12 protein-coding genes are annotated in these 11,887 nt (G+C 45.3%); 7 read left to right on the forward strand and 5 right to left on the reverse strand.

Features of this window, described 5'->3' with window-relative positions; genetic code table 11:
* Positions 1 to 176 (reverse strand): acyltransferase family protein (locus Q0668_RS10165; protein ID WP_366918887.1); only part of this gene is annotated, 176 nt, incomplete at its 3' end.
* A gap of 569 nt (positions 177 to 745) precedes the next feature.
* On the opposite strand from Q0668_RS10165, the gene ispH reads away from it, so the two are divergent.
* Together ispH and Q0668_RS10175 are read left to right on the forward strand one after the other, a co-directional pair.
* Complete coding sequence (gene ispH, locus Q0668_RS10170) at positions 746 to 1,681, forward strand: 4-hydroxy-3-methylbut-2-enyl diphosphate reductase (protein WP_298863783.1); 936 nt, start codon at positions 746 to 748, stop codon at positions 1,679 to 1,681.
* 172 nt (positions 1,682 to 1,853) lie between these two features.
* Positions 1,854 to 2,678 carry a DUF3467 domain-containing protein gene (locus tag Q0668_RS10175; protein ID WP_298863786.1) on the forward strand — a complete coding sequence of 275 codons (825 nt, stop codon included), beginning with the start codon at positions 1,854 to 1,856 and terminating at the stop codon, positions 2,676 to 2,678.
* 23 nt (positions 2,679 to 2,701) lie between these two features.
* Here the strand turns inward: Q0668_RS10175 and Q0668_RS10180 are convergent, their stop codons facing one another.
* The gene (locus Q0668_RS10180; RefSeq protein ID WP_298863789.1) at positions 2,702 to 3,208 is read right to left on the reverse strand and encodes a DinB family protein; all 507 of its coding nucleotides are present in this window, start codon (positions 3,206 to 3,208) and stop codon (positions 2,702 to 2,704) included.
* 137 nt (positions 3,209 to 3,345) lie between these two features.
* On the reverse strand, positions 3,346 to 4,437 hold the full coding sequence (locus Q0668_RS10185) for a glycosyltransferase family 2 protein (RefSeq protein ID WP_298863792.1): 1,092 nt from the start codon (positions 4,435 to 4,437) through the stop codon (positions 3,346 to 3,348).
* A 449-nt stretch (positions 4,438 to 4,886) separates the two neighbouring features.
* Between Q0668_RS10185 and Q0668_RS10190 the strand changes: the two genes are divergently transcribed.
* From Q0668_RS10190 to Q0668_RS10210, 5 genes are all read left to right on the forward strand, one after another.
* Complete coding sequence (locus tag Q0668_RS10190; RefSeq protein ID WP_298863795.1) at positions 4,887 to 6,194, forward strand: CpaF family protein; 1,308 nt, start codon at positions 4,887 to 4,889, stop codon at positions 6,192 to 6,194.
* Between the two features lie 71 nt (positions 6,195 to 6,265).
* Positions 6,266 to 7,237 carry a type II secretion system F family protein gene (locus Q0668_RS10195; protein WP_298863798.1) on the forward strand — a complete coding sequence of 324 codons (972 nt, stop codon included), beginning with the start codon at positions 6,266 to 6,268 and terminating at the stop codon, positions 7,235 to 7,237.
* An 89-nt stretch (positions 7,238 to 7,326) separates the two neighbouring features.
* Positions 7,327 to 8,253: a type II secretion system F family protein gene (locus Q0668_RS10200; RefSeq protein ID WP_298863801.1), complete on the forward strand. Its 927-nt coding sequence runs from the start codon at positions 7,327 to 7,329 to the stop codon at positions 8,251 to 8,253.
* A gap of 544 nt (positions 8,254 to 8,797) precedes the next feature.
* Positions 8,798 to 9,220, forward strand: coding sequence for a hypothetical protein (locus tag Q0668_RS10205; protein WP_298863803.1), 423 nt, complete (start codon positions 8,798 to 8,800; stop codon positions 9,218 to 9,220).
* Positions 9,221 to 9,434: 214 nt separating this feature from the next.
* Entirely contained in the window at positions 9,435 to 10,373 is a 939-nt protein-coding gene (locus Q0668_RS10210) for a sugar phosphate isomerase/epimerase family protein (RefSeq protein WP_298863806.1), read from the forward strand.
* Between the two features lie 162 nt (positions 10,374 to 10,535).
* Here the strand turns inward: Q0668_RS10210 and Q0668_RS10215 are convergent, their stop codons facing one another.
* Entirely contained in the window at positions 10,536 to 10,712 is a 177-nt protein-coding gene (locus Q0668_RS10215) for a hypothetical protein (protein ID WP_298863808.1), read from the reverse strand.
* A 120-nt stretch (positions 10,713 to 10,832) separates the two neighbouring features.
* Positions 10,833 to 11,771, reverse strand: a complete 939-nt coding sequence (locus tag Q0668_RS10220) for a DUF1559 domain-containing protein (RefSeq protein ID WP_298863811.1) — start codon at positions 11,769 to 11,771, stop codon at positions 10,833 to 10,835.
* Positions 11,772 to 11,887: the final 116 nt, after the last annotated feature.

An 11,887-nucleotide genomic window follows, 5' to 3' on the forward strand; every position in this document is an offset into this window, starting at 1 on the left:
ATCTCTCGGAGGATAATTAATGTGATCAGATAGCCTGAGATCACAAAAAAAATATCAACACCAATAAAGCCTCCCTTAAAGGGGTTGACGTCATGAAAGACAAACTCTGCATGATAGAGAACGACTGCCACTACGGCGATTGCACGCAGACCATCAATCTCTGGTCGATACTTAATTGACACAACAATACCTGGGGACTGGGAGGGGGGGAAGCTATTTTATCCATAAAATATTGAGGGAAATATATCAGATCTTAAAAAGAGTGGAATACCATTTTCAATATTCTAATGCGAAAAGCAATGAAAGCGATTTAATTGATGGGTGTTTGAAATTGCTTGATATTCTTAATTAGCTCATCAACCCATCGACATGAGTAAATTTTTTAATCAACCACACCGACTTTCTTATTTTGCAGAAAATCAGCAAGCTCAATGTACCAGTGGAGTAGAGTCGAATAGTGATAAAACGGTTTAGAAAGACGTTTTTATCATTCCTGCAGAAGTAGGCCTGATCTTGTGAAAATCAGCGAATTACAGACGTTCCTTTGCTGAAAGTTTGAAAATCGAACTTCCGGGATTTGGTTTACCTTTGCTTACTGCATAGAATAGTTACAGAGACCGTTTTGAGTTTGCCCGACTGGTGTTATTGAGAGATCGGTTCGTACTTGTCTTCCAACCACAATGGTTTGCAAACTCCCCGAAGCAGATCGAGTTCATTCTGCTTCTGTGAAACTGGATAGGATCTGATGAAATTAATTCTAGCAAATCCCCGTGGTTTTTGTGCGGGTGTGAATATGGCGATTGAATGTCTTGAAGAAGTCATTCGAATATTTGGTAGCAGTATTTATGTCTATCATGAAATCGTACACAATAAATATGTTGTGAATCGATTTACGAATCTGGGAGTGACCTTTGTAGATACAGTTAATGAGGTTCCAGAAAAATCGATTCTCGTATTCAGTGCGCATGGTGTCTCGCCTGCCATTCGCCAGGAAGCCCGCGAGAGAAAAATTCGCACGATCGATGCAACGTGTCCGCTGGTGACCAAGGTTCATACTGAAGCAGTGAAATACGCTGAGGCAGGATACAATATTATTTTGATTGGCCATGAAGGACATGATGAAGTCATAGGCACAATGGGAGAAGCTCCTGAAAGTATTACATTGATTGAGACGCCGGAAGAAGTGAAGGCTTTGGCTTTTTCTGAAAATGACAAACTGGCTTATCTGACTCAAACAACATTGAGTGTGGATGAAGCGGGTAGAGTGATTCGAGCGCTGAAGGACAAGTATCCACAAATTGAAAGTCCTCCGAAAGAAGATATCTGCTATGCGACCACAAATCGTCAGGAGGCAGTCTCCGAACTTGTGTTACAGGCAGATCTGGTTCTGGTACTGGGAAGTCAAAACAGTTCGAACAGTAAGCGATTAATGGAGATCGGCAAATCGGCCCGGAAGCCCGCTTATTTGATAGATGGTGTGGATGAACTCGTGCCCGAATGGCTTGCAGGGTGTGAGACGATTCTCGTAACAGCGGGCGCCAGTGCGCCGGAGGTCGTCGTTCAGGAATTAGTTCAACATCTGGAAGATCACTATCAGGCAGAAGTGGAAAACGCCGTCATCCGGGAAGAATCGGTTCGTTTTCCCTTGCCGAAAGAATTACGTTCACTTCAATCTAAATAGAATCAGGTTTCGGTTGTTGCATTCTTTCGAACAATGTGCAGAATAGTTTGCATAGGTTTACTGTTTAGAGAGATCATGTTTTCAGAGTGATGGCTGCGTCACATTCGAAGCAGAATGACTCTCCATCAACCCGAAGCGTAATAAGCATCCTTAAAGAATTGAAACAGTTGATATGAGTGACGAACCAATCCCAGAAGAAAATAATGACGAATTTAATCAGGAACGTCATACACAGGAAATCAGGCATTCCCAAGTGAGTGCACGCGTTCCCGAGGGAGTTTCGCGAGGAGTTTTCAGCACGGGAGCGGTTGTATTACAGGGGGGGCACGAGTTCATTCTGGATTTTCTGCTTCGTATTTCTACCCCGCAGCAGGTTGTCGCGCGAGTGGTTCTGCCATTGGGGGTTGTTCCTCAAATGATTCGTGCTCTGAAAGACAATTTAACAAATTATGAAAAGCGATTTGGTGTTCCGACGATACCGACTCCTATTCCTCCCCAGGTGACTGGTTCTGCAGAATCCATCAATGTGGGAACAGGTCTGGAAGTGGCGGCATCTGATGAACCGACCCCGCCCGTTTCTGATGTCATATCGGGAGTCTCAGCAGGGGGAACTGGTGCAGTTGGTGAAACAATGACACCTGAGTCTGAATCGGAGCAAAAATCCGAACCGAAGACCGTCATCAAACCCGCCGAAACAGGACAGAAGCCGCCATCTGCCGAAGAATTATACGATGAACTGAAACTACCCGATGAAATGCTCTGCGGAAACTATGCGAATGCTGTCAGAATTGGTCATTCGGCGACCGAGTTTTCTTTTGATTTTATCACTACGTTCTTTCCCCGTTCGTGTGTCTCCGCGCGAGTACATATGGCGGCGCCCAATATTCCCCGCTTGCTGGATTCACTGACGCATTCATTTGAGCAGTTTCAACGTAAAGTGGCTCAGCAGCAGAAACGGCAACCTCCGCAGCAGGGTGATCAGCCGGGCAATCTTTGAATTGTTTTATGATGAGTAGCGGATTAGACTTGCTCGTCGCCAGATGGTCCGTAGAGTGCAGGCACTGGGATGTTATTGAGTCTCAGATAAACACAAAGATGCGCGCGGTGATGGATACTATGGTTGAGGACCCAGGTTCTAATGACGCCGATTTTTGGCATTGTGATGAGTGCCTGCCCGCCAGAAAGTAGTGACCAGGACTTGGCAAATTCTTCGTCAGATGTATCTTCAATTAATTTTCTGGCCTGGGCAACATTCGCGTCAAAGAGGTCCAGGATTTCCTGCTGGCTCTGGAGTTGAACCGACTTGTAAGGTTCGCCGCCTTCGGGATTAATATCCCAGGTATCTTTTGTCAATGTTCCTTCAACCCAGCCTGCTATTTCCACGAGGTGCGAGGCGACCCATCCAATTGTGTTCGAACCGGGATGTGCTTTCCAGTCGAGCTTATCATCGGGGATGCGTTCAAGTGTCTTGCGGGTTCCTGCCATTTCCATATCGAATTCAGGTAGGATTGAGTCGGCGATCGTCATGAGTCATTCCTGTTTTAATGAGATGTACTAGATTTCAGTTGGCGAACCATTTTGAGTGTTGTTGAATCTGGATCAGATTCTGGCTCAAACTCTGACAATTATAGACATGAAGCGATGTGTTTGTCCAGTATGTCAAGTTAAGTCGATTGCTGTTTCGAGAAAACGAGATAGCGACAGAGGATAAAATTGAAGACCATTCCCGTCAAAATACCGATGAACGCTGCAAGCAGAGTTCTTTGATCAAAAAAAACAAACGAACGGCATAAAGTCTCCGTGCTCAGCCAATTGAAGAATGCACCGGTCAGGCAACTACCACAGTAAGAGAGATACTGTTTGAGAATTGGCGCATGTCGCGCGTAGGAAAAAGTGATATTTCTGTTGAGAAGAAAATTGGTACTCATGGAAATCCAGATTGCCAGGGCAACGGCAATCGGTCGAATCAACCAGCTCATCAGTATGGATAACATAGCCAGATTGACGAAAACTCCGGAGAGTCCAATTACTGCGAACTGTATGAAATAGGCATAGTTTCTGTATTGAAATTCAAAGAGTTGTTTCAGGTGTTTCACGTAATGGAATTGCTCTTTGAAAGAGCGCTTGCTTGTTCCCTTTGTTCTGTCAGCGATGTTGATCGGAACTTCAATCACATTGCGACAACGGCACTTCACTAACAGCTCCAGTCCAATGTGATCTCCCGCGGGGTGAAGTAATTCGCGTGCTTTCAGATAAGTCTGACGATCGATTGCAAAAAAGCAGGACAAAGGATCTTTTACTTTTGTGAAGGGGCGTGCGAGCCAGGTGGCGATTTTGGAATTGAGTTTTCTCAACAATCCCCAGGATTTATCTGTCGAGCCGCCCCTGACATAACGACTGCCAGTGACAAAATCCGCCGACTGGTTTTTCAAGGTAAAGTAAAGTTCCGGGATTTTTTCGGGTGGATGTGAAAGGTCGGCTTTCATCACCAGCAGAGTCTCGGCTGTCGCAGCATCCAAACCTGCGAGGACCGCAGTTGAGAGTCCGCGTTCGTTTTTGCGGGTAATCAGCCGAACGGGATAAGATTCAGACAAAGTGTTACAGACCTCTATCGTCTCATCGGGACTGTCATCGTCAACGATAATGATCTCAGCTGCGATGTTAGAGTCCTTGAGGATTTGGCCAATGCGCGGAATCAGACAGGCTAAATTCTCGGCTTCATAATAAGTGGGGACAATAATCGATAATTGAAGCAATGTTCTGACTTTTCAGGATTATAACGGTAGTAAGATCTGATTTTGCTCATGCAGAATTTCAGGTGGTTCATGCATTGAATACGGTCTTGAAACGATTTTCAACTGAAGCACACGTCAAAATCTACCTCGCTCTGTCCAAATGCCGTTGATTTCATTGTTCTGCTCTTTTGTCAGGATTGTGACAGCTTCAATCATTTTATTCTGCATATCGGGAGCGATCCTTATGATCTGTACGATTGACGCGATGAATTTGCTTTTGCTGATTAATCAATGCTGTTTTTTTGCATCATTTTTACTGTTCGAACGACGTGAGGCAGTTTTATGAACTAGATTTCAATTGGAAAACCAGGTGATCGCAATCAATTTCAAAATAGCACGCCTGAGGAAGAGATAAAGCAGGCATGACTGGTTTTCAATCAGAAAATACACATTGAAGGAGTGAAGTAACTATGTCTGGTACTGGCATTTCCCCAGTTGATCAAAATATGGCGTTTGATGACCTGAAGCGACTCATTCACGGTAAGCTGGTCGAAAAACTTGATTTGACTCGCGTTGGAGATCTGGAAGGTGATTCGCTAAGACGCGAAATTCGTCTGGTGATTGAGCACTTATGCGATACCGAAAATCCATTACTCAACCGCTCGGAACGTGAGCGTTTGATCGAGGAAATTCTGGATGAAACGTTTGGCTTTGGACCCTTGGAACTGCTGCTGAAAGATCAGTCTATTGCCGATATCATGATCAACGGTCCCAAGCATGTCTTTGTCGAAAAAGACGGACGTATTGAACGCTCGAATGTTGTGTTTCGCGACAATCAGCATTTGCTGCAGATTCTTGACAGAATTGTTTCCAAAGTCGGTCGACGCGTTGATGAAACCTCTCCGCTGGTAGACGCACGTTTGCCCGATGGATCTCGTTTAAATGCCGTCATTCCACCCCTGGCGTTGGATGGTCCTTCGTTGACCATTCGTAAATTTGGTTCCAATCCGCTGGGACTGGAAGATTTACTGCGATTTGGTGCTTTTACTCCTGAAATTGCGATGCTGTTGGAAGGTGCCATCAAGGCACGCGTAAATACCATTATCAGTGGTGGTACCGGTTCTGGTAAGACCACGCTTTTAAATACACTTTCCAGCTTCATTCAAAGTGACCACCGTGTGATCACCATCGAAGATGCAGCAGAACTCCAGTTGCAGCAGGACCATATTCTGCGGTTAGAAACGCGTCCACCTAACATCGAAGGGCGAGGGCAGATTACAGCAACCGATCTCGTGAAAAACGCATTACGTATGCGACCTGACCGAATCATTATCGGGGAATGTCGTGGTGCCGAATCTCTGGACATGCTTCAGGCTATGAATACAGGGCATGAAGGTTCTTTAACTACCATTCACGCTAACTCTCCTCGTGATGCTGTTTCTCGATTAGAGACCATGATCACGATGGGGGGAGTCGAACTGCCTCTCAAAGCGCTAAGACAGCAATTTGCATCAGCCGTCGATCTGATCATTCAGGTCAACCGTTTGCAAGGCGGACCTCGCAAAGTGACTCATATCACAGAGGTTTTGAATATGGAACAAGATACAGTCATTATGCAGGATATTTTCCTGTTTATTCAGGATGGAATTGATGCAGATGGTAGAGCCTTTGGTCACTTTGAAGCGACCGGTGTTCGCCCTGCCTTCATGGATCGACTTGAAGCTGCAGGCGTTCGTCTACCATCGAACCTGTTTGCCAATCGTGTTTTACAGGGTTAATACTTTTCAGTTGATTAATCAGAATTGAATCAAAGCAAAAACAGATCATTTAGAGTAAAAGGTAATCAGAGATGGATCAAACACTTATCATCTCAATCGCTGCATTTTTTGGCATGATGGCTTTAGTAGGGGCTGCCATGTTTGTGTTCAAGGATTTCTCGTCCAGCAAGGCTGAAGATCGTCTGGCGGTGATCACGGGTAAAAAAAAGGCAGTCGATGAATCCGCTTCGTTAATGAAAGAGGAATTTGTCAAAGGTGGTTTGAACAGTCTTTCAGATCAAGTTGCTCACTTTTTAGAGAAGCTTGGAAATCTCAAGCTGTTACTTGAACAGGCAGAAGCTCCCTTTAAGGCCGATACTTTTTTATTGATGACTGGTGTATCCGCATCAGTAGGATTTGCGTTAGCCTGGTTTACGAATGCTCCCGGGCCTTTCTGTCCTGTTGCAGCATTGGGAACAGGGGCATGTCCTTTTATGTGGTTGCTGTTCTGCAGGAACCGACGATTCAAAAAATTTGCACATCAACTACCGGATGCCCTGGAACTGGTGGGGCGTGCCTTACGTTCTGGCCATAGTTTGTCATCAGGGTTGAGCGTGGTTGTACAGGAAATGCCTGCCCCGATTTCAACGGAATTCGCCTTAGCGTATGAAGAACAAAACTTGGGCGTTCCCATCGATGAAGCATTAAAAAGTATGCTGAAACGGATGCCTAACCTGGATTTGAAATTTTTTGTGACTGCTGTTGTGATTCAAAGACAGGCTGGAGGCGACCTGGCTGAAATTTTGGACAAAATTGGTCACATCATTCGGCAGCGTTTCAAGATTATGGGGCAAGTTCAAGCTTTGACCGGAGAAGGTCGAATCAGTGGAGTTGTTTTGATGGCTCTACCGATTGCCCTGTTTTTTGCCGTGTATTATCTGAATCCCGAATACGTCATGCTGTTGTTTACAGATGAACTGGGACGGAAGATGATTGCCGGTGGAATTGTTCTGCAGGTCCTGGGGGCCTTGTGGATTAAGAAAATTATTAACATCAAGATTTGATTTATAGAACCTTTCAAACATTGAATTGATTAATACTATTTGAGAAAAATTGTAGCCAGCTTTTGCAGCTGTGCGTGGGAGAGTGAATCATGGACTTTGTTCAACTATTACCGTGGGCGATTTTTGGAATGGTGATTATTGGTGTTTTTGCATTAATCAATAAACTCAATTCTGATAAATCTCGTACCACCGAGCGGCTGGATGAGTTGCGCAATCCGCATTTGCGAAATGGCCCGGACCAGGCTCAGACTGGTGGCAGTCTCTTGGAGAAGGCTGCACCCACGCTTTCTAAAGCATTGACGCCCAAGTCAGAACTGGAAGAAAGCCAGTTAAAGGTGCGTCTGGCCAATGCCGGGTATAATTCTGAGAATGCACCGTCAATCTATCTTTCGTTGAAAGTGGCATTGGGTCTGTTGGGCTTAGTACTAGGATCAAGTTATGGTTTTTACAAATTTGGAATGGCCCAAAATGGTTGGACTTCTCTCGTGATTGGCGGGGGTATTGGATTTTATCTTCCTTCAATCGTTTTGGCGATCCTGCGAAAAGGACGTATCGAACGAATTTTCCTGTCTTTACCAGATGCCTTAGACCTGTTGGTTGTTTGTGTTGAAGCAGGGCTGGGACTCGATGCTGCGATGAGAAGGGTGTCTGAAGAGTTGGAAGACACTGCCCCCGATGCGTGTAGCGAATTTGCTCTTTGTAATCTGCAATTGCAGATGGGACGACAGAGGCGGGAAGTATTACATGATTTGGGAATTCGGAGCGGTGTTGACGATATGCGCGCCTTGTCGGCGATTCTGATTCAGGCGGATAAGTTTGGTTCTTCGATTGCCCAGGCATTGAGAGTGCAGTCAGACAGTATGCGAGTGAAACGGAGTCAGTTGGCAGAAGAACAGGCCGCGATGACTGCTGTGAAAATGATTTTTCCTCTGGTGCTGTTTATTTTTCCCGGAATTTTCGTCGTACTGGTCGGCCCTGCTGCCATCATGATGATCAACGGTCTCTTGTCCAGTTAGGAGAGAACCGGTTTCTGGTATCAAATTCCTAATACAGTTATGTAAACACCTTTGATCATTTCGATGATCAAAGGTGTTTCATTTTCTTTACAGGCTCAAGTCTCTTAAGCCAGATTTCTTATCAATCTAAAGAAACTCCTGATCAAAATTCTAAAATAATGGTCTGGCATATCTGAATAGGCCTCTTTTTTCGAATTTTTTATGGTGTCTTTCGTTAATCCTGACTGGCAAATGATTTTGGCATTTCTTTTGCGTTAAACGTTACATAATGAGATGATCAACTGGGTCAAAGTACACCCAGTGAACGAGGGATGTGCTCGAGTCATTCTGGATGCTGATAACTCTTTGCATCAAGATGATACAAGCTTTGAATGATATCGTTAGAGACGAGGTCCTGCAATTTTTTGAGTCAATGAAATACTATCGGGTATACATTCTGGGCCTGGTATCAATTCTGGACACGAATCGAATTGTTTCTCGGATTTCTGTTTTGGCAGGCTATTATTTTCGATGACCATTAAAAATATCAGATAGAAGATTACCGATGCCTGCTCCTCCCTCCTGGCTTAAGACGATGGCAAACCACGTGGCATCATTAATGTCTGATGTCGATGTTCTATCTCCCATCGGTTGTCATTTCTTTCACAACAAAAATCGGGACGAGTGGGAAGTCAGTCTGTTTGCTTCTAATACCGAGATTGTCGGCGGAGAATGGGATGGGGTAATGGCTCCCTCCAAGTTCTGCTTTGATATCCTCAAACTCGGCGCAATCTTCGAGGAAGTACATGCTTTACATTGGCAGGCTTTACCCGTCGATTATGATGATCAACTAGGGTGTCATATTTCCATTGAAGCCACCTATGAAGGTCATCAGGTCTGGGTGCGTGTTTTGGCGGAATCTCCCGAAGAATTTGAGCCTGGCCGCCGCATTCAGACCTATGAATTCGATTTGAAAGAGATCTGGTAGTCTCCCTTTTCAATTACATCAGTCTTGTATTTCTGCTCGATGCTCAAGTACCGGCTTTCTTTGCTCCGCATATGTAGAATTTTAATCTCGCTGTTTGCGATTGATTCAATCTACGGTTGTAGATCTCTTCTACTTTCTCGATTATCATAACCTCTTCAGAAATATGATGTTCAACGGTCTCATTTTAAATCATTCTGTTGTGGAGAGCGATACGATGCAACTGGGGTTTGTAACAGCGATCCTGCCTGATTACGATTTGCGTCAGGTATTTCAGACGGCTTCGGAAATCGGCTATGACTGTGTGGAAGTCATGTGCTGGCCAGCGGGTAAGGATGCCCGACGCTATGCCGGTGTGACACATCTCTCTGCGGAAGAATTTACCGAATCAGAGGCGACGACTGTTCGGCAGATGGCAGAGGAGTTTGGCATTTCCATCAGTGCTTTGGGTTATTACCCCAACCCGTTAACACCCGATCTGGAAGAAGCACAAAAATATGTTGAGCATATTCAGAAGGTCATTGTGGCTGCCCGGATGCTGGGTGTAAATCGGATGAATACATTTATCGGCCGTGACTGGAAAAAATCGGTCGATGAGAATTGGCCGCGTTTTCTACAAACCTGGCCTGCGATTATCAAATTTGCAGAACAGCAGCAGGTACAGATCGGCATCGAGAACTGCCCGATGTCGTTCACTCAGGATGAATGGCCGGGCGGTAAGAATCTGGCCTGTAGTCCCGCGATCTGGAAACGTATGTTCGAAGATATTCCGAGTCCGTATTTTGGCTTGAATTATGATCCTTCACATCTGGTGTGGATGCACATGGATTATCTGGCCCCCATACGTGATTTTGCCGATCGCCTATTTCATGTACATGCTAAAGATGTCCGCATCGATCAGCATAAGCTGGATGAAGTCGGGATATTAGCTTATCCGCTCGACTATCATAGCCCCAAGTTGCCCGGTCTGGGGCAGGTCGATTGGGGCCATTTTTTCTCGCAACTGAATGATATTGGATATCAAGGGCCGGTCTGCGTTGAAGTAGAAGACCGAGCTTACGAAGACTCAACCGAATCCTGTCTGGCTGCCTTGCAACAGTGTCACACCTATCTGCGGAATTTTATTCCTGAAGAACAAACGCCGCTAAGTAATTAGCCAGCTTTGTCGAAATAAAAGACGCGCGGTTCACTTTCGTCAAAGACTGGCTGTGCGTACGACCAAGTACCGCTAGAAAAAGAGTGAGCCCTGTTATTAGTAGAGAGTTCTTTCTCACCGTTGCTGTTCTACTGAAAAGAAATGTCCGTTACAGTTGAAGCTTTACTGAGATTTTTGTGCTTCTTTTACTGCAGCTGCCTCTGTTGCAGGATCAAGCTCTTCCACTGGATCTACTGTTTCTTCTTCAGTAACGATGGGAACATCATCTCCCCCACCACAACCGAGATGAAAGGGAGTCATAAAGGTAACAAGCAGAATGGAAAGTAAAAATCTGTGCATAGTGTGTTGTTCCAATTTGATTTATGAGTTGAATCAGGATGAATTAAGAATCCTCGTCACTTGAATCAAGGATCAAGTGACGAGGAGATTTTTAAATACCTAAAGAGTCACGAACGAATCTTACCATTCACCCAGGACATTACCATCAGCGTGATTCCCAATATTACGCCAGAGTGTGAGATCGATATTATCCGAAGCGAAGCGGACACTACCATCACCAAGTAGAACATGTACTCCACCAGTATGCTTGCTGCGGGCTGCCAAGAGAGCTGAAGTGGAACTGGAACCAGCACCACAGTCCGGCATATCTTTATTATTAGGAGTATAAACCGTACCATAGTAGTGTGATTCGTACAAAGAAGCCCACATCCAGGAATAGCCCTGTTGAGCCGATCCCGTATAAGGTGCCTTGGTGATACAGCTGGCTGGACATACCCCTCCAGTTGGCTGATCGTCACAGAATGGGGCACTTGCAAACGTTTCTGAGACCATCATGGTATTAGTTAAACCATCTTCCACATCACGAATTCTGACTATGCTATTCATGCTAAACATAGAGTTAGTGCTATTGTTACCAGAGTTAGTCGAAGTACCTCTGCAGGCCATGTAATTTGTAGGACCATAGGTTGAAGAGGGTTGACGTGATGAATCGCTGGGACAACGCACTGAAGGGAGTTTTATACTGCGAGTGGCATTGTTAGGGGCGGCACTGACGCCGTGCTCCATTTCCCAGTTGATTTGATTGTAAACCGTTGCCTGATCCAGGAAGGGTAGAATCCGGGGAATCCAGCCGAGTTGGCTGGTAGTCCAGGATGTGACTCCCGTACCATAGGTTCTCCTGACGTCTCCCGGTGGAAACGCTCTGAAGTTATCGTGATAGTTATGCAAAGCCAATCCAATCTGCTTAAGATTGTTTTTGCAGGTTGAGCGGCGGGCTGCTTCACGGGCTTGTTGAACGGCTGGCAACAGTAAGGCAATTAAGATAGCGATGATAGCAATCACTACCAGCAGTTCGATCAGCGTGAAGCCGCGCTTCGTTTTGAGCAACAATTTTTCCATTACGTGAACTCCTGAAAAAAGAGACCTATAAACCGGGATTTCCCATATGGGTTGAGCCTGGAACAGATCCAGACTCGCAACATTCGCGATTATAACACCACCACCTCCCCGCGTCT

Source organism: uncultured Gimesia sp., assembly GCF_937910335.1.
Taxonomy (GTDB): domain Bacteria; phylum Planctomycetota; class Planctomycetia; order Planctomycetales; family Planctomycetaceae; genus Gimesia.

What these genes read in the sequence shown, in the direction of transcription:
- Q0668_RS10215 (WP_298863808.1), bottom strand. Translation starts at nt 10,712, where the DNA reads ATGCACAGATTTTTACTTTCCATTCTGCTTGTTACCTTTATGACTCCC.
- Q0668_RS10200 (WP_298863801.1), top strand. Translation starts at nt 7,327, where the DNA reads ATGGACTTTGTTCAACTATTACCGTGGGCGATTTTTGGAATGGTGATT.
- Q0668_RS10220 (WP_298863811.1), bottom strand. Translation starts at nt 11,771, where the DNA reads ATGGAAAAATTGTTGCTCAAAACGAAGCGCGGCTTCACGCTGATCGAA.
- Q0668_RS10195 (WP_298863798.1), top strand. Translation starts at nt 6,266, where the DNA reads ATGGATCAAACACTTATCATCTCAATCGCTGCATTTTTTGGCATGATG.
- Q0668_RS10210 (WP_298863806.1), top strand. Translation starts at nt 9,435, where the DNA reads ATGCAACTGGGGTTTGTAACAGCGATCCTGCCTGATTACGATTTGCGT.
- ispH (WP_298863783.1), top strand. Translation starts at nt 746, where the DNA reads ATGAAATTAATTCTAGCAAATCCCCGTGGTTTTTGTGCGGGTGTGAAT.
- Q0668_RS10180 (WP_298863789.1), bottom strand. Translation starts at nt 3,208, where the DNA reads ATGACGATCGCCGACTCAATCCTACCTGAATTCGATATGGAAATGGCA.
- Q0668_RS10190 (WP_298863795.1), top strand. Translation starts at nt 4,887, where the DNA reads ATGTCTGGTACTGGCATTTCCCCAGTTGATCAAAATATGGCGTTTGAT.
- Q0668_RS10175 (WP_298863786.1), top strand. Translation starts at nt 1,854, where the DNA reads ATGAGTGACGAACCAATCCCAGAAGAAAATAATGACGAATTTAATCAG.
- Q0668_RS10205 (WP_298863803.1), top strand. Translation starts at nt 8,798, where the DNA reads ATGCCTGCTCCTCCCTCCTGGCTTAAGACGATGGCAAACCACGTGGCA.